Raw genomic sequence first — 17,495 nt, 5'->3', positions numbered from 1 at the left:
CATGCAAGATATAGAGTCACATTACACTGGATTAATTAAGCGCTTTTTACCACGACTGCCGATTGATCCCAATGGTAGGATAATTAGTCTGGGTGAAGGTAATACGCCTTTAATTTTATCTCAGAACATAAAAGTTGCAGCTGAAAACGACATTTCTTTGTATTTAAAATTTGAAGGTTTGAATCCAACGGGTTCATTTAAAGATCGTGGTATGACTGTGGCAGTGACTAAAGCTGTGCAAGATGGTAGTCGTGCAATAATTTGTGCTTCGACTGGTAATACTTCGGCTGCAGCCGCCGCATATGCGTCACGTGCCGGTATTACAGCATTTGTACTTATTCCCGATGGCAAAATAGCTATGGGTAAATTGGCCCAAGCCATGATTCATGGTGCAGTTGTTATTCAAGTACGTGGCAACTTTGATGATGGCATGCGTTTAGTTAAAGAAGTTGCAAATCATGCGCCGGTAGATATTGTCAATAGTATTAACCCTTATCGACTGCAAGGCCAGAAAACAGCGTCATTTGAAATTGTTGAAGAGTTAGGTAAAGCACCTGATTTTCATTGCTTACCAGTAGGCAATGCTGGAAATATTACTGCTCATTGGATTGGCTATACAGAATGCGCTAGTGACAACGGTTCCATACAAACGCAAGCATGTAATTTATGTTCTGGAGCATGTAAATTTAATACACCATCAATGATAGGCACAAGGCCAATAATGATTGGTTATCAAGCTGCTGGTAGTGCACCCTTCATGCGCAATGCAATGGTGGATAATCCTGAGACAGTTGCAACAGCCATACGTATTGGACATCCTCAAAGCTGGGATAATGCATGGGCTGTTTCTAAAGAGTCCGGCGGTTGGTTTGATGAATGCACTGATGAAGAAATATTAGCAGCACAACGCACCTTGGCGAGTGAAGAAGGCGTATTTTGTGAGCCTGCATCAGCAACATCTGTCGCAGGTGCGTTAAGAGATATCAAATCTGGTAAAATACCAAAAGGAAGTAGTGTAGTGTGTACGCTGACTGGGCATGGTTTAAAAGATCCAGATACAGCTATTAAGCAGGCGACCAGTAAGATGATCACCATCGATGCTAACTTAGATGAAGTGAAGAAAGCTATTCTTTCTAACATGACTTAGTTGCATACATCCACAGTAAATGTTTTTAATAAGCATGAGATTTTTTAAAAGCATCAAAATTAAAAGCAGCAGTGGTGTATTAGCCTTTATATTTTTGCTGGCGTGGAATTCCTCTCTGTATGCTCACCCATTTCTTTGGAAAGTTAGTGGAGACCATGAATTTTATCTTTTTGGTACTATTCATCTTCCTGACCCACGTGTCACTGATATTTCCGATGAAGTGGAAATCGCTTTAAAACAATCGACATCATTTTATGCAGAACTAGATCTCAGTGAGTCAAATACCATGATGATTAAACAATCAATGTGGTTACCAGAAAAAATGAATTTATATGATTATTTATCAGTAGAGCTTGAAGAGAATATAGAATCATATCTAAAACAAATTAATCCCGAACTAAATTTAGAATTTTTTGCGAAACAAAAACTTTGGGTATTAGCAATAACATTGACGGTGATAGAGCAGCAACTTAAATATCCAGGTCAGCTAGCTTTAGATGCCAAGCTTTTCAATCAAGCAAAATCTTTAGGTTTAATGACCGGTGGTTTGGAATCTGTAGAAGAGCAACTACAGGTGTTTGAACAAATGACTGTGGATGAACAAATTATGTTTTTAAGCGATACAGTCGAGTTTATGATTGCTACAAATAACAATGAAGATAATTTTATTGAAGAGTCTATTGTTGCATATTTAAATGGGGATTTAGATCAGCTTATGGCACATTTGATGTCATACATGAAAGATAATGAGTTTTATACTGACTTGTTGGATCGCTTAATTGATAAGAGAAATATTAGAATGGCAGATACAATTGTTTCGCTAGTTAGTGAAAATCCAAGCCAGAAATATTTTTTTGCTATTGGTGCAGGGCACTTTTGGGGTGATGCTAGCATTAATAATATTTTGATGAATAAAGGCTATTCAATCCAAATTGTTGAATAATATGAGTATATTTTTTGGAATATGAGTTAATTAGTCATCTATAATAGTAGTATATGAAACTGCTTGATTCTATGATGTCTAGCTTTGTTAAAGTTGGACAGTTAACCATCATCGATGTTGATGGGAATAAACATGTCTATGGGCCTGGTGGAGTGGATTCACCTTCGGCGGTAATAAGACTTACTAATGAAAAATTGTATCGAAATCTCTTTTTGAATCCAGAGCTCAAAGCAGGTGAAGCATATATGGATGGGACTTTAATATGCGAGCAAGGCGGTATTCGTGGGTTGTTAGAAGTATTTGCAAATAATAGAGGAAGGTTGCGATCGCAACCAACTCAAAAAATATTAAGGCGATGGTTTAAAAAAATACGCCGATTTCACCAGCTTAACAAAACTTCTGTGTCGCGTAAGAATGTAAAGCACCACTATGATTTATCAAATGAATTTTATCGCTTATTTTTAGACGATGACTTAAATTATTCATGTGCCTATTACCAGCATTCAGATATGACATTAGAACAAGCACAGTTAGCTAAGAAAAGGCACATCGCTTCAAAATTGCAATTGACTCCAGGAGTAACAGTACTAGATATAGGATGTGGATGGGGAGCTATGGCTATTTATTTGGCTGAGCAATTTGATTGTCATGTAGTTGGTGTCACTCTCTCAGATGAACAATATGAGCTTGCTACAAAAAGAATAAAAGATCGAGGCTTATCAGAAAAGGTAGAAATTAAATTAATGGACTATCGTGATGTTACTCAAAAATTTGATCGAGTTGTATCGATAGGTATGTTTGAACATGTAGGTTTGAATCATTATCTGGAGTATTTCAAATCAATAAAAGCATTATTGAATGACAGTGGTTGCGCTGTTATTCATTCAATAGGCCGAAAAGGTGGGCCTGGAAGTACAGGCGCATGGATTCGCAAATATATATTTCCGGGTGGTTATTCACCAGCATTATCAGAGACTTTTGAACAGATAGAAAAATCGGGTCTTTGGGTCACCGATTGTGAAATTTTACGCTTACATTATGCTGAAACTCTTTTAGAATGGGATAAAAGATTTCAAGCGAATCGAGATAAAGTAGCATCAATGTTTGATCAACGATTTTGTCGTATGTGGGAGTTTTACTTGATTATTAGTGAATTTAGCTTTCGTTATGGAAAACATATGAATTTTCAAATTCAATTATCGAAAAACGTAGATGATATTCCGATTACTCGAGATTATATGCGGTTTGTTGAAATGGAAAATGAGTAACTCTAATAGACAAAAATTTGTGTAAGAATTAATTTTGATGTTATGCATAAAATAGTTAAAGAAAGATTTATTCCATATCGTCGAACTGACGTTATTGATATTTGCAAAAGCGATAAAAATTTCTCAAATGAGGAAGTTAAAGAATTTAGTCAGTTTTGTGAAATATTAACTAACCTTTTTCATTTTGAGCTACATAAAAAATTAGAGCACCTAAAAGATTGTTATGCGCCTTTTGACCCAGACAGAGATACTAAGGTACTCAATGAGGAGGATGATCTCGATGATAATAAGCAGCAACTGGAAATAGAATTAAAAGCGGTTCTAGAGCAGGCAAACTTTGAATGTGTTTCTGAAAGTGATTTGAATGATGCAATGCAAAGTGAATCTTTATTTAGAGTGAAGCTTCAAGTTGATTTTGATGACTTTGAAGAAGTACTGTTTTTTAGAAGAGGGGTTAGTTTTAAAACTGAAACGATTAATACAATAATGGGGTTAAGGAAAGTCAACATAGAATTAGAAGTGTATGACCGCATTGTTGTTTATGTGCGTTTCAAAAATCAACAGCATTTTGATTCGCTTGATAAAACTGAACTTTATTTTGAACCCGGTTCGACGATTATTAAATTATTCAGGAACGTTCCAAAGAATGATATGGAAATGTTATTCCCTAATACCGAAGTGCGTATGAAGCCAATTGATAAATTATTAATTGGAGTTCCGACGGCGGTAGGAGGTATTTTTATGCTGGTAACCAAATTGGGCGCTACTCTGTTATTGGTTTTTTCAGTTTTGGCATTTTGGTTAGGCTTGCATGACAAGCCTGCAACACTCGATCAACCTACTTTAATTGCATTGCTAGTAGGTCTGGGAGGGCTGGGTGGATTTCTATGGCGACAGTTTAGTAAGTATAAGACTAGAAAAATCCAATTCATGAAGCAATTGGCAGAAAATCTTTACTTTAAAAATTTAGACAATAATGCAGGTGTTTTTCATCATCTAATAGATGCTGCAGAAGAAGAGGAATGTAAAGAGACAATATTAGCATATTATCATTTGTTGAATTCCGATATACCGTTATCTGCAAATGAATTAGATGCCATTATCGAGCAATGGTTTAATGATAACTATAATTGTGTACTTGATTTTGAGATGCACGATGCATTGCAGAAATTATTGCGCCTGCAATTAGTTGATGTTATTGATGGAAAATATAAAGCAAAGTCATTGGTGGATTCTAATAAACAATTGGATAGTTTATGGGATGGTTATTTTAATTACTAATATATAGATTAAAAATGAAAACACTAAGTAACTTGATTGAGAATAACCGTGTTTGGGCTAATAATATCAAAGATGAAGACCCAGACTTTTTTGCGAACTTATCTCAAGTACAATCACCAGAATATCTTTGGATTGGTTGTTCAGATAGCAGGGTTCCTGCAAATGATATTGTAAACCTTCCTCCTGGTAAAATATTTGTTCATCGTAATATTGCTAATTTAGTCGTACATACAGATCTGAATTGTTTGTCAGTTATACAGTTTGCTATTGAGGTATTAAAAATCAAACATATTATTGTATGTGGTCATTATGGCTGTGGTGGTATTCAAGCTGCACTCGAAGATAAAGAACACGGATTGATTGATAATTGGCTTAGACATATTAAAGATGTAGCAAGATTGCATGCCAAAGAGCTATCAGGTCTATCTGAAAACAAAAAGCATGCTCGTTTGTGTGAGTTAAATGTAATTGAGCAAGTATTTAATGTTTGTAATACCCCGACTGTGCAAAATAACTGGAACCTTAAAAATGAATTGTCGGTACATGGGTGGATTTATGGAATAGAAGATGGGATTCTAAAAGATTTGAATACTTGTATAAATTCTATCGAAGAATTACACGAATTATATGTGTCATTGAGACATTGATTATAAAAATAATCATCAGAAAGTTCTTTTTGAATGAATTAACGACATCCATATTTTATATTAAAAGAAATAGTGCCTAAATCTTAATTGAATTATTGTTTAGTGCGATAATTATTTTAGTTTGTAAGTTAGTATTAAAAATGGACAATATTGATATTTTCGAGGTCTATTTTGGGGCAGTTCTTTATTGATTTGGTGCGAAAAAGTGACTAATTCGCTAAATATTTATTTTTAAAATACTAACTCGTTGATATTTAACATAGTGTTACTTCTGGCATATTTAGTGCGTTTACTTTAACTGATTTGAAACTTAATCGGCTTAGGAGTAAGCACAATGATAGAAACACTAATAGAAGTAAGCATTGATAAAACACCAGAAGAGCAAGCAGATGTTCTTCATAATCGCTGGCATCCGGATATACCTTTTACATCAACAGTAAAACCCGGTGATGAATTCAGAGTTCAATGCATCGATTGGACTGGCGGTCAAATTGAGAACGACAACAGTGCTAACGATATTCGTGATGTTGATCTTACAAAAGTACACTACTTGAGTGGTCCTATCGGTGTTGAAGGTGCTAAGCCTGGTGATTTGTTAGCCGTTGATATATTAGATGTTGGCGTGCTTCCAGAATCAGCATGGGGTTTTACTGGATTTTTTGCTAGAGAGAATGGTGGCGGCTTTCTAACAGAGCATTATCCAGAAGCTAGAAAAGCCTGCTGGGACTTCAGCGGTGTATGGGCATCATCAAGACATATCCCTCATGTAAAATTTCCTGGAACAATGCATCCAGGGTTAATTGGTTGCTTACCATCTGCAGATTTATTAGATGAGTGGAATAAGCGAGAAACTAAGCTTGTTGATACTGATCCGGATAGAGTTCCTCCATTAGCAGCACTCCCGTATGCCGATACAGCATTAATGGGTTCACTCACTGGTGCAGCTAGAGATAAGGCAGCAGCAGAAGCAGCTAGAACCGTTCCACCAAGAGAACACGGTGGAAACTGTGATATTAAAAATCTTTCGCGTGGTTCAACTGTTTATTTTCCTGTTTATGTTGATGGTGCAGGTCTTTCAATGGGCGATATTCATTTCTCGCAAGGTGATGGTGAAATCACATTCTGTGGTGCTATTGAGATGGCAGGTTACTTAGATATTAAGGTGAATATAATCAAAGGCGGTATGGAAAAATATGGCGTTGTTAATCCTATCTTTAAGCCGAGTAAAATTGATCCAGATTATTCAGACTACTTAATATTTGAAGGTATATCTGTAGATGAAGATGGTGAGCAGCATTATCTTGATCCACATATTGCATATCGAAGAGCCTGCTTAAATGCAATTGAGTATATGAAGAAGTTTGGTTTCACAGGTGCTCAAGGGTATGCAATTCTAGGTACTGCACCGGTTGAAGGGCATATTAGTGGAATTGTAGATATACCTAATGCGTGTTCAACTCTGTGGCTGCCAACTGGAATTTTTGATTTTGATATCAATATCAAAGAAGAAGGTCCAACAAAACAAGTGTTAGGTTCAGAAGACTTAGCTGTGACTAGTTAATAGTAAGTAATTATAATAGCAGGAGCGTAGATAATGCCTTTATATGAATATCGTTGTGAGCAACATGGTGATTTTATTCACCAAACAGATATCGCAAATAGGAATAATACTTTTAATTGTCCTTCATGTGGATCTAATACCACACGCATTATTTCTGCACCTGCTTTGTCACTGATGAATGATAGTAATAGAAAAGCCTGGGCGAAAAATGAAAAGAGCGCGCATGAGCCAATACGCAAGAAAATACACTCATGTGGCCATGATCATTCACATGATCATCATTCGCATAAAAAAACAGAATATATGCAAGCATCGCCAGGCGGTCGTCCATGGATGCTAGGACATTAAAACGTGTCATAAATGAAATGAGAGCATATAAAACAGATCATCAAAATTATAGAAGAATGCGCTTTGGTTGGAGAATAGCGTCTAGTGGATATCAAATGATCGATCGTGATCAGCAATCTACAATCTCTAAAATTATTAGCCTGCGAGGAAAAGGGCTAATACTTCAAGAAATTTGTAACTATCTTAATGAGAATAACCATAAGACACCTAGAAAAGGACAATGGCATTGTTCTACAGTTAAGAAAATACTAGATCAAAACACACGCCCAAATATTAATTTATAGTTAATATCTTCATCTTTGTAGTGATTTCTAAAATAGGTTAGTTGTGCACTAACAATACTCAATATGCATTACTTTAATGCATATTGATATGTTATTTAAATTAATTTATCCAAAAAATTTTGCTGATATTATAATTTTTATATTAAATAGTTTGCGCACTATTTTACGCACCAATTAATTAAATAATAATATCTTTCCATACAATATTAGTGCGTAAAATTTAAATAATTGATATTAATTTTCCAATATACCTTCATATATCTCATAAAATCATAGTTGGCATTCTAGTTGCTATATGTATTTTCGAATATGGTTAACATTAACTTTGGAGATATAAAAATGTACAAGTTTAAGATTAATATTTTGAGCTCATTATTAATAATATTTTTATTAATGAGTCAAAATGTATTTGCAGCTGATTACCCAACAGATGTGGTTAACACAACTGGATTGGCTGTAACAGACGATACTGTTACTGTTGGTATCTTGCATTCAGTAACAGGTACGATGGCAATTAGTGAGTCTGGATCAGTTGAAGCAGAAAAACTCGCTATTAAGCAAATCAATGAAATGGGTGGAATATTAGGTCGTAAAATTGAAGTAATTCAAGAAGACGGCGCGAGTGATTGGCCAACTTTTGCAGAGAAATCTAGGAAGTTATTGGTTAATGATAAAGTAGCTGCTGTCTTTGGGTGCTGGACATCTGCTTCTCGTAAAGCAGTATTGCCAGTATTTGAGAAAGAAAATGGAATGCTTTATTACCCAACATTTTATGAAGGACTTGAAGAGTCTAAAAATGTAATCTATACCGGTCAAGAAGCGACTCAGCAAATCATTGCAGGTCTAGATTGGATTAAAGAGAAAAAAGGTGCAAAAACTTTTTACTTAATTGGATCAGATTATATCTGGCCTCGTACTTCCAATAAAATTGCACGCAAGCATATTGAAAATGTGTTAGGTGGAAAGGTTGTTGGCGAAGAATATTATCCTCTTGGGCATACAAACTTCGGTTCTCTGATTAATAAAATCAAATTGAAAAAGCCTGATGTTATCTACAGTATTGTAGTGGGTGGTAGTAACGTGTCTTGGTACAAGCAACTTAAAGCAGCTGGTATCACATCAGACAAATGGACTTTATTGACTATCTCAGTGACTGAAGATGAAATGCTTGGCATAGGTGGTGAGAATGTTGAAGGATTCTACTCTGCAATGAAATATTTCCAGTCTCTTGATAATGAAAATAACAAGGCTTTTGTGAAAGCATTTAAAGAGATGTGGGGTGAAGACAGTGTGATAGGTGATGTTACTCAAGCAGCATATCTTGGTCCATGGTTATGGAAAGCTGCGGTTGAAAAAGCTGGTAGTTTTGATATCGACAAAATCGCTGAAGCGTCTGGTGGCATAGAATTGGATACAGCTCCTGAAGGGTATGTCCGAATTCACGATACTAACCATCATCTGTGGAGTAAAACACGTATTGGTTTAGCAAAAGCTGATGGACAATTCGAAGTGATTTACGAATCTGATTTGATTGAGCCAAATCCATTCCCTGAAGGTTATCAATAAAACCTACTAGATTTATATTTTAATACTTCATTTCGAGTAATGATAAATGAAAATTCATTTATTGTTACTCGATAATGATTACGAATAATAATTTACAAGGAGTTTCCTGATGTTTTCTGATTACTCAGCGTCTGAGTTGGGGTCAATATTCGCAATGCAAGGGTTTTCCGGATTGAGTCTGTTTTGCGTATTTTTATTAATGGCATTAGGGCTTGCAATTATATTTGGACAAATGCAAGTAATTAATATGGCACATGGTGAGTTTCTTACTATAGGTGCATATACAACTTATCTACTTTCTGTGGTTACTGAAAAATATATTCCTGGATTCATGAATTATTATTTTTTTCTAGCCATTATTGTTGCCTTCTTTATCGCTTTTATTGTCGGATATTTGGTTGAGTTAGGTATGGTACGACATTTGTATAAAAGGCCATTAGATACATTACTAGCAACTTGGGGTTTGAGTTTAATTATGCAGCAGATATTTAGATCTGCATTTGGGGCAAGAGAAGTAAGTCCAACGTTACCTGACTGGTTATTAGGTTCCTATCAATTGACAGATATTATTGAAATTCCAATTAACGGTATGCTAGTAGTTTCTGTAACATTTATTTTAACTGTAGCAGTATTTTATATGCTTAATAAGTCTCGCGCAGGTTTGCGAATCAGAGCAACAACACAAAATCGAGTTATGAGTGGCGCTGCTGGTATAAATACAAAAAAAGTTGACCGATATACATTTGCATTTGGTTGTGGAATTGCAGGAATTGCTGGTGCTGTGTTTACGACAATTGCATCAACAGGACCAACTAGTGGTTCATTATATATTGTTGACACATTTTTAGTTGTTGTATTTGGCGGTGCAGCGAGTTTATTGGGGACAATTGCTTCAGCATTTTCAATTGCACAAGCTCAATCCATTATGGAATTTTTCCTTTCTGGCTCAATGGCAAAAGTATTAACGCTATTAACTGTAATCATAATATTGATGATTAAACCTGAAGGTTTGTTCTCAATCAAAGTTAGAAAATAAGGAGTGTTTCTATGAGTGTCGCATTAAATAGGATGTTGGGAAATAAAACTGACATTATTGGATTGATAGTTATTTTAATTTTCCTAGGTGTATTACTTCCCTTAGTATTGGATATATTTAGACTTAACCTTGTAGGAAAATATCTCACATATGCGTTCGTTGCAATGAGTTTAGTGTTGTGTTGGGGCTATGGTGGTATTTTAAGTTTAGGTCAAGGAATATTTTTTGGTCTTGGTGGTTACTGTATGGCAATGTTTCTTAAGCTAGAAGCATCTGACCCTGAAACAACTGCTATTCAATCTACTCCTGGTATTCCTGATTTTATGGATTGGAATCAATTAACAGAACTTCCGTGGTTCTGGGTGCCTTTTGACAGCTTTACATTTGCTCTAGTTGCAGTGCTGGTAGTACCTACTGTCTTTGCTTATATTATTGGTGCTGCAATGTTTAAGCGACGTGTTAGTGGTGTATATTTTGCCATAATTACTCAAGCCATCGCTGCCATTTTGACTATTTTAATTATTGGCCAACAAGGATTAATTGGTGGCGTCAATGGCATTACAGATTTACGTACATTGCATGGTTGGGATATAAGAGACGATTCTGCAAAATATATACTCTACTACATCAATCTATTCTTATTAGCAGTATGTGTATTAATAGGTCGTTACATTCTTAATGGAAAAGTTGGAAAGTTGTTACTCGCTCTTAAAGATAAAGAAGATAGAGTGAGGTTTTCAGGTTATGACGTTGCTAATTTTAAAATATTCATATTCTGTGTAGCTGCAGCATTTTCAGCGATTGGCGGCGCTATGTTCACTTTGCAAGTAGGTTTTATGTCTCCCTCATTTGTAGGTATTGTTCCATCAATCGAAATGGTTATTTTTGCGGCTGTAGGTGGGCGTATGAGCTTGATAGGTGCGATCTATGGCACATTATTAGTCAACTACGGAAAAACATTATTCTCTGAAAGTTTTCCAGAACTCTGGTTATTCTTGATGGGTGCATTATTTATCGGTGTGGTGATGGCGTTTCCAAATGGGTTGGCTGGAATATATAACTCATTAGTAGAGAAATATAAATTAAAGATGAATAGAGTCGATTCTGCATCAGCAGTTACTGAGCAGAGCACATAAAAAGGAATGTCTCATGGCTGAAGGAAATAATACTGACTATGTACTAAGTATAGAGGACTTGACTGTCTCTTTTGATGGATTTAAAGCTGTTGATAATGTGACTATGTATATCGACCAGAATGAGTTAAGAGTAATTATTGGTCCAAATGGTGCAGGAAAAACAACTCTATTAGATCTGATCTGTGGCAAAACTTCTGCAAGCAGTGGCTATATTAAGTTTAAAAATCATGAATTAACAAGGATGTCTGAGCATGAGATTGTTCATTCTGGAGTGGGGAGGAAATTTCAAACTCCATCAATTTATGAAAATTTGACTGTGTATGAGAATTTAGAAGTCTCTTATCCTCAATCTAGAAATGTAATAGGTGCGCTATTTTTCAAAACAACAGAAAAAGTTGATAAGGAGATTAATCGTATCGCTAAAGAAATTTTCTTAGAGGATTCCTTGAGTATGGAAGCATCTTTATTAAGTCATGGGCAAAAGCAGTGGCTAGAGATAGGTATGTTATTAATACAAGATCCCGAATTATTGATGCTTGATGAACCTGTTGCAGGCATGAGTGTTAGGGAGCGTGATCAAACTGCAGAATTACTTAAAAGAATATGTAAGGGCCGTAGTGTTATTGTAATTGAACACGATATGGATTTTGTTGAAAAAATTGCAAGTAAAGTTACTGTGTTACATCAAGGTAGGTTATTAGCTGAAGGGCCAATGAATGAAGTTAAAGCAAATGAAGAAGTTATAGAAGTTTACTTAGGTCATTAATTCATGGCTATCGATACCAAAGGATGAAAATATGTTAAATGTAGAAAATATTCAAGTCTCATATGGCCAGAGTAATGTCATTAATGATTTATCATTTACAGCTGAAGATAATCAAACTATTGCCATAATGGGTAGAAATGGAATGGGTAAAACTACCTTATTTAAATCTTTAATAGGTGTTCTTCCGGTTAATCGTGGGAATATTTCAGTTGATGATACTAATGTATCGAATATGGAATGTTATGAGAGAGTATCTAAAGGGATTGCTTATGTCCCGCAGGGGAGGATGATATTTCCTACTTTATCAGTTAAAGAAAATATAGAAACTGGTTTAGAAAACTCTAAAACCAAAAAAATACCTGATGAAATTTACTCTTTGTTTCCAGTACTACATGACATGAGGCATAGGAAGGGAGGGAACCTATCTGGAGGTCAGCAACAACAACTTGCAATTGCTCGTGCATTAGTGACAGATCCAAAGGTATTATTGTTGGATGAACCCACTGAAGGCATTCAACCTTCAATCATAAAAGATATTGCCAATATTCTAAATGAAATTAGAGAAATGCGTGATATCACTATTATTGTTTCTGAACAGGTATTACATTTTGCATTGGCTGTAGCTGATCGAATTTTAGTTATAGAAAGTGGTGAGATTATTTTTGAGAATAAAAGGGACGAAGTAGACGCTGAGAAAATCAGCAGTTATCTTTCTGTTTAAATTATACACATATAAAAAAAGCCCTAAACGAAAGATTAGGGCTTTTTTATTATCTGCAATGTATCTACTACTCTAGATCCAGGGAGTCAGATACATTACTTTTGCTTCCTGCAAGAGTGAGTAAGAGCTTAGTTTACTTTTACGTCAGCTACTACTTGTCCAGGCATGAATGAATTAAACATTTGCTGGTAGCTTGCTGGATCCATCATCCATGCAGTGCTTTGTTGCTGCCAAGCCGGGTCCATCATTTTGTACATAGGTTGATAATAGGCAGGATTAGACATTGCTGTCATCCACTGCATGTATAAAGCTGGATTCATGAAAGTATTCATTGATGTCATGAATGTTTGTGGATTCATCATTGCTGTCATCCAATTCATATACACTTGAGGATTCATAAAAATAGCTGCTGCGTTCATTTTGAATGTTGGGTCACCTAAATTTTTAGTCCATTTGCCCCATTGTTCAGAATCAGTAGAGCAATTCATCATCATTTGCGCTGATTGGGGTGCACTCATTAAAGTGATAAGTTGCATGAATTTAGCTGGGTCAGCTACTGTCTCTGCCATATTTTCTGCATTCATGAATGCTTCAGGTAGGTTGCAATCAGTAGTGTATTTGGTTGCTTCTACTTGCTTGCTTTCATCTTCTGCTGATGCATTACTAAAAATAGGTGTAGTGCAAATTGTTATAATTCCGATAATGCTTAATAGTGATATCTTTGATTGCTTCATTTTTTTTCCCTGGTCATTAAATAAAAATATTAGCATATTCTAATGTAATTACATGATAATGCTAATAAAACTTACTTATGTATGGGAAATATATTTAATTAGTATATTATTCAATATGTTATAAGTTATTTATAAAGTATTTTATTAAAATAATTTAAGCATTTGATAAATGTTTTCAAAAATATCAAAGATTTAATTGGTTAAAATCGTTTAACCGGACCATATGCTATTAATTATTTATGATTAAACGGATTCCCTGTAATTGGAATTGTGCTCTATCGATATTGTCTTCAGATAATTTAATTTTATCTTTTAAATATTCAATTTCTTCGTTTCTTATATTGGCGTTGATTTTTTGTAATGACTGAAGACGATCTAGCTCAGTTGATAAATCATTTATCATTGTCTGCTTTGCTTTAGCCTTTATAGGCACAATTTTTTTGTCAGCTAACAATTGAGAAGTTGATATGATTTCTTGCGTAATTGCTCGGGTTTTTTCTGCTATAGCCAAAGCTGTTTTCTTGGGAAGTGAGTTACATAAAGGATTTAATTTTTCAAATGGTAACATCAGGCTATAGTCTTTCTTGCTATTATTAACCAGAAAGCGAGTAGGGTGCATAGGCAAGTATCGTTCTAGTTGTAGACTTTTATTAGCTATAATATTAACAGCGTACCAAGTTTCAACAAATAGTGTGCCTTTGGGTAAGCTTTCCAGTTTAATAACAGCGAGTGCAGTGTTGCCAAATTCACTGTTATGTATCATTTCCATGCTTTCTGTGATCATTGGATGCTCCCAACTTAAAAACTCCATATCTTCTCGAAGTAGTGCTTTTTCACGGCTAAAAGTGATTGTGTTACCTTCTTCATTTAGTCCTGGGAAATTTCCATGCATGTGATCACTTGGACGTAATATGTAACTATTTTCAGAATGAAATTCTGTGTCGACGCCGAATTGATCAAATACTTTTTCCATATAATCACTTAACAATTCATATTGGTCTTCATTTTTAATTTGCTCAATTAATTTCTGTGCTGCAGGCTTATTACATGAATTTAACTCTAACAGTCTATCTCTACCTTCATTTAGGTTTTGCATTGTTTCAAAAGTGAATAAAATAGTGTCATCTATTAATGTATTAAGAAAATTTGAATCAAAATTATCTGCAGATTTAAGTAATATATTTAATCGTGAAGAAAAATTTTGATAAATTTCATAACTAGCAGAACAGCTTTGAGTGAATAGTTGAATGCCTTCATTAATCCATCTGAATAAAATTTCTTGCGCAGTATTTAACAAATAAGGGATATGTATTTGTATATCTTGCTTTTGGCCAATTCTGTCTAGCCGACCAATGCGTTGTTCTAATAAATCTGGATTTAGTGGTAAATCAAACAAGATTAAATGATGAGAGAATTGGAAATTTCGTCCTTCACTTCCAATTTCCGAGCAAATCAATACTTGAGCACCATCTCCACTATCTAACTCATCAGGGTTTGAGCCTTCTGCAAAATAAGCAGCAGCACGGTCTCGTTCTACAATGCTTAAATCTTCATAGAAAGATGTGCTTCTAATGCCCATTTTAAGATTTAAGTAATTGTCAAGTTGAATTGCTGTTTTTGCATAGTGGCAAATAACTAATACTTTATTTGGTCTTAAAGTTTTTAATTTTTCCACAAGCCAAGAGACACGTGGGTCTTTCTCCAACCAACTCTCATCATCAAAATTTGTTTCAGGATAGATTAAGCTTTTAATTATATTGGTATCATCAGTTAGTTCTAAGGGGTAGGGATTTGCAACTCTACTAGGAAAGCCTTGTACCGCTGCACGTGAATTTCTAAATAATATGCGTCCTGTACCATGGCGATCTAGAAGCATAGCAATATTCTCGGAAGCAACATTGCTGCATGATTCACCTAGATATTTTTCTAGTTTTTTTTGTTGCTCAGAATTCAGCTGTTGATTTTCAATAATATGTTGAATCAATATATTAAGTTCGGTGTGTCCTGCTTGTTCTTTTTGAAATGTATCAAAATCTTGAAATCTTGCCGGATCTAATAAGCGTAAACGTGCAAAATGACTATCTAGGCCTGCTTGTTCAGGTGTTGCGGTTAATAATAATAAACTCTCACATTGTCGAGCTAATTTTTCAACACATTGATATTCTGGGCTAGCTTGTTGTTCATTCCAACTTAAGTGATGTGCCTCATCTACAATAACTATATCCCACGTCGTTGATAATAGGTGTTGTTGTGTCTGAGATTCATTGCAGACTAGACTTAATGGACAAAGAATTTTTTGTTCAGAGTCAAAAGGATTACCATGTTCTTCTTCAAGTAAAGCTTCAATTCTTTCCTGGTCAAATATTGAAAAACTGATATTAAAGCGACGCAGCATTTCGACAAGCCACTGGTGAATCAAACTGTCTGGAACTAATATTAATGCACGTGTAGCTTTGCCAGTATGCAACTGGTGATGCAAAATCATACCTGCTTCAATTGTTTTACCTAAACCAACTTCATCTGCTAGCAATACGCGTGGGGCATGACGATTTGCAACATTACTCGCAATTGAAATTTGATGAGTTAATAAATCAGTGCGTGACCCTAATAAACCTTTTACTGGTGACTGTTGTAGTCTATGAAGGTGCTGTAATGTTTCTATACGTAATACAAAATTTTTATTCTTATCTAATTGGCCGCTAAAAAGACGTTGCTGCGGTGTTGTAAACTGGACAAAACAATTTAAATCTAACTCGTGTATTTCTTTGTATTCACCTTCGATTGTTTTTCCACAATATGTAATTAAACCATTATCATCTGATATTTTTGTAATCTGAATAGAGTGCTCATTTTCATCGATCACTCTATCGCCAATATCGTAGCGAATTCTACTTAATGGAGCGCTATCAATTGCATAAATACGACTCTCGTCTACTGCAGGATATAAAATTTTAACTCGTCGGCTGGCAATCTCTGTGACGATACCAAGGCCTAATTGTGTTTCTGAGTGACTAATCCAACGTTGTCCTGTAATAAATTCCATTTAATATTTTATATTGTTGTGATTTGGTATGTGTAATAGAGTTTTAAGCGCAGTGATAATACCACTTAGAGAATTTCTTTAGTCATTAATTATTTGCTAGCAGCAATTTTAGATGTATTTGAATTTGGTGTGAATATAAATGGTTTATAAAAGTTCTGTCCAAGTTTATTTTTTAAACAAAATAGTCGATTGCTCGCTAAGTAAATTCTTTAAATTTGTTATAGATTGATTGGATTAAGGGTAATTTTAATATGGTTGAAATATATCTTGGCTAAGAAATAATCGCATGATTTAGCTAGGATGTATTACAATGCTTTCATCTAGTTAAAGCTATTTGATTTTAAAACCTATTAGGATTCTATCTATATGAAAATATTCAGTATTTTGATGTTACTCTTGCTTTCTTCTTTTGCCCACGCTGGTTCTTACAACGATGATCTAAAAAGATTATTTGAAATAACAGGGATAGTGAATAATTATATTGGACTTAATTCACAAATAATTAATCAAATGCAGGCGGGTTTCCTTCGGGCGGCTGATCAAAGTATTGATGGATCTACATTTAGTGATAGTCAAAAGAAACAAGCGGGAGAACTATTAAAAGCTAGATTTGCATCTATGGTTAAAAATTATGAAGGACATATCAAAAAAACGATGCCATACGAGAAGGTAATAACAGAAATCTATCTGCCACTTTATAAAGAAACCTACTCTCCAGCAGAAGTGAAGGAATTGCTTAAGTTTTATGAGTCACCTATTGGTAAGAAAACAATAGAATTTAATCGTAGTGTTGGTCAGGAAGCCTCAAAAAGAACTGCAGAAAAATATGATTCGAATATTGTTAGTTTTGTTGAAGCGCAAATCAAAGATAATATTGTCATAGTTAAAAAAGAGATAGATTCTAAAGTACGATAAATAAAGTAAAAAAATTATTGAATTTAATATTTTATTTAATGCCAGTCGCATATTGATGCATGATATTTAATAATTAATATCATTAAATACCGGGATTAT

At 34.7% G+C, this 17,495-nt stretch carries 16 protein-coding genes; 14 read left to right on the top strand and 2 right to left on the bottom strand.

Annotated elements, in window-relative coordinates:
* The first annotated feature begins 1 nt into the window (after position 1).
* The 13 genes from thrC (at position 2) to urtE (ending at position 12,704) form a co-directional block, all read left to right on the top strand.
* Positions 2–1,147, top strand: coding sequence for a threonine synthase (thrC, locus tag R8G33_04130; GenBank protein ID MDW3094842.1), 1,146 nt, complete (start codon positions 2–4; stop codon positions 1,145–1,147).
* Positions 1,148–1,181: 34 nt separating this feature from the next.
* Complete coding sequence (locus R8G33_04125; protein ID MDW3094841.1) at positions 1,182–2,090, top strand: TraB/GumN family protein; 909 nt, start codon at positions 1,182–1,184, stop codon at positions 2,088–2,090.
* Positions 2,091–2,143: 53 nt separating this feature from the next.
* Positions 2,144–3,358: a cyclopropane-fatty-acyl-phospholipid synthase family protein gene (locus R8G33_04120; protein ID MDW3094840.1), complete on the top strand. Its 1,215-nt coding sequence runs from the start codon at positions 2,144–2,146 to the stop codon at positions 3,356–3,358.
* A gap of 42 nt (positions 3,359–3,400) precedes the next feature.
* Positions 3,401–4,639, top strand: a complete 1,239-nt coding sequence (locus tag R8G33_04115; GenBank protein ID MDW3094839.1) for a TMEM143 family protein — start codon at positions 3,401–3,403, stop codon at positions 4,637–4,639.
* 14 nt (positions 4,640–4,653) lie between these two features.
* Entirely contained in the window at positions 4,654–5,286 is a 633-nt protein-coding gene (can, locus tag R8G33_04110) for a carbonate dehydratase (protein MDW3094838.1), read from the top strand.
* Positions 5,287–5,620: 334 nt separating this feature from the next.
* A complete protein-coding gene (locus R8G33_04105; GenBank protein ID MDW3094837.1) occupies positions 5,621–6,847 on the top strand; it encodes an acetamidase/formamidase family protein in 1,227 nt (408 codons plus the stop codon).
* A 33-nt stretch (positions 6,848–6,880) separates the two neighbouring features.
* Complete coding sequence (locus tag R8G33_04100) at positions 6,881–7,195, top strand: zinc ribbon domain-containing protein (GenBank protein ID MDW3094836.1); 315 nt, start codon at positions 6,881–6,883, stop codon at positions 7,193–7,195.
* Positions 7,177–7,479 carry a recombinase family protein gene (locus tag R8G33_04095; GenBank protein ID MDW3094835.1) on the top strand — a complete coding sequence of 101 codons (303 nt, stop codon included), beginning with the start codon at positions 7,177–7,179 and terminating at the stop codon, positions 7,477–7,479. The genes R8G33_04100 and R8G33_04095 overlap by 19 nt, the downstream gene beginning before the upstream one ends.
* A gap of 393 nt (positions 7,480–7,872) precedes the next feature.
* Positions 7,873–9,045, top strand: coding sequence for an urea ABC transporter substrate-binding protein (gene urtA / locus R8G33_04090; GenBank protein ID MDW3094834.1), 1,173 nt, complete (start codon positions 7,873–7,875; stop codon positions 9,043–9,045).
* A gap of 109 nt (positions 9,046–9,154) precedes the next feature.
* Entirely contained in the window at positions 9,155–10,081 is a 927-nt protein-coding gene (gene urtB, locus R8G33_04085) for an urea ABC transporter permease subunit UrtB (protein ID MDW3094833.1), read from the top strand.
* Between the two features lie 11 nt (positions 10,082–10,092).
* A complete protein-coding gene (urtC, locus tag R8G33_04080; protein MDW3094832.1) occupies positions 10,093–11,217 on the top strand; it encodes an urea ABC transporter permease subunit UrtC in 1,125 nt (374 codons plus the stop codon).
* A gap of 13 nt (positions 11,218–11,230) precedes the next feature.
* Positions 11,231–11,983 (top strand): urea ABC transporter ATP-binding protein UrtD, encoded by a 753-nt coding sequence (gene urtD, locus R8G33_04075; protein ID MDW3094831.1) that lies wholly within the window; start codon positions 11,231–11,233, stop codon positions 11,981–11,983.
* A 31-nt stretch (positions 11,984–12,014) separates the two neighbouring features.
* Positions 12,015–12,704 carry an urea ABC transporter ATP-binding subunit UrtE gene (gene urtE / locus R8G33_04070; protein ID MDW3094830.1) on the top strand — a complete coding sequence of 230 codons (690 nt, stop codon included), beginning with the start codon at positions 12,015–12,017 and terminating at the stop codon, positions 12,702–12,704.
* A gap of 128 nt (positions 12,705–12,832) precedes the next feature.
* Here urtE and R8G33_04065 read toward each other — a convergent pair whose 3' ends face one another.
* Together R8G33_04065 and rapA are read right to left on the bottom strand one after the other, a co-directional pair.
* Positions 12,833–13,438, bottom strand: a complete 606-nt coding sequence (locus tag R8G33_04065) for a hypothetical protein (GenBank protein MDW3094829.1) — start codon at positions 13,436–13,438, stop codon at positions 12,833–12,835.
* 229 nt (positions 13,439–13,667) lie between these two features.
* Entirely contained in the window at positions 13,668–16,481 is a 2,814-nt protein-coding gene (gene rapA / locus R8G33_04060; protein ID MDW3094828.1) for an RNA polymerase-associated protein RapA, read from the bottom strand.
* 366 nt (positions 16,482–16,847) lie between these two features.
* Here rapA and R8G33_04055 point away from each other — a divergent pair, with 366 nt between their 5' ends.
* Positions 16,848–17,396: a DUF2059 domain-containing protein gene (locus R8G33_04055; GenBank protein ID MDW3094827.1), complete on the top strand. Its 549-nt coding sequence runs from the start codon at positions 16,848–16,850 to the stop codon at positions 17,394–17,396.
* The last annotated feature ends 99 nt before the right edge of the window (positions 17,397–17,495 follow it).

This window comes from Gammaproteobacteria bacterium (assembly GCA_033344735.1).
In the GTDB taxonomy this organism is placed as follows: domain Bacteria; phylum Pseudomonadota; class Gammaproteobacteria; order UBA4575; family UBA4575; genus UBA1858.
Note: the sequence above shows the minus strand (reverse complement) of the source record. Positions and strands in the feature narration are given on the sequence as shown.

Coding starts and splice junctions, on each gene's coding strand:
- thrC (MDW3094842.1), top strand. CDS start 2: ATGCAAGATATAGAGTCACATTACACTGGATTAATTAAGCGCTTTTTA.
- R8G33_04125 (MDW3094841.1), top strand. CDS start 1,182: ATGAGATTTTTTAAAAGCATCAAAATTAAAAGCAGCAGTGGTGTATTA.
- R8G33_04120 (MDW3094840.1), top strand. CDS start 2,144: ATGAAACTGCTTGATTCTATGATGTCTAGCTTTGTTAAAGTTGGACAG.
- R8G33_04115 (MDW3094839.1), top strand. CDS start 3,401: ATGCATAAAATAGTTAAAGAAAGATTTATTCCATATCGTCGAACTGAC.
- can (MDW3094838.1), top strand. CDS start 4,654: ATGAAAACACTAAGTAACTTGATTGAGAATAACCGTGTTTGGGCTAAT.
- R8G33_04105 (MDW3094837.1), top strand. CDS start 5,621: ATGATAGAAACACTAATAGAAGTAAGCATTGATAAAACACCAGAAGAG.
- R8G33_04100 (MDW3094836.1), top strand. CDS start 6,881: ATGCCTTTATATGAATATCGTTGTGAGCAACATGGTGATTTTATTCAC.
- R8G33_04095 (MDW3094835.1), top strand. CDS start 7,177: ATGGATGCTAGGACATTAAAACGTGTCATAAATGAAATGAGAGCATAT.
- urtA (MDW3094834.1), top strand. CDS start 7,873: ATGAGTCAAAATGTATTTGCAGCTGATTACCCAACAGATGTGGTTAAC.
- urtB (MDW3094833.1), top strand. CDS start 9,155: ATGTTTTCTGATTACTCAGCGTCTGAGTTGGGGTCAATATTCGCAATG.
- urtC (MDW3094832.1), top strand. CDS start 10,093: ATGAGTGTCGCATTAAATAGGATGTTGGGAAATAAAACTGACATTATT.
- urtD (MDW3094831.1), top strand. CDS start 11,231: ATGGCTGAAGGAAATAATACTGACTATGTACTAAGTATAGAGGACTTG.
- urtE (MDW3094830.1), top strand. CDS start 12,015: ATGTTAAATGTAGAAAATATTCAAGTCTCATATGGCCAGAGTAATGTC.
- R8G33_04065 (MDW3094829.1), bottom strand. CDS start 13,438: ATGAAGCAATCAAAGATATCACTATTAAGCATTATCGGAATTATAACA.
- rapA (MDW3094828.1), bottom strand. CDS start 16,481: ATGGAATTTATTACAGGACAACGTTGGATTAGTCACTCAGAAACACAA.
- R8G33_04055 (MDW3094827.1), top strand. CDS start 16,848: ATGAAAATATTCAGTATTTTGATGTTACTCTTGCTTTCTTCTTTTGCC.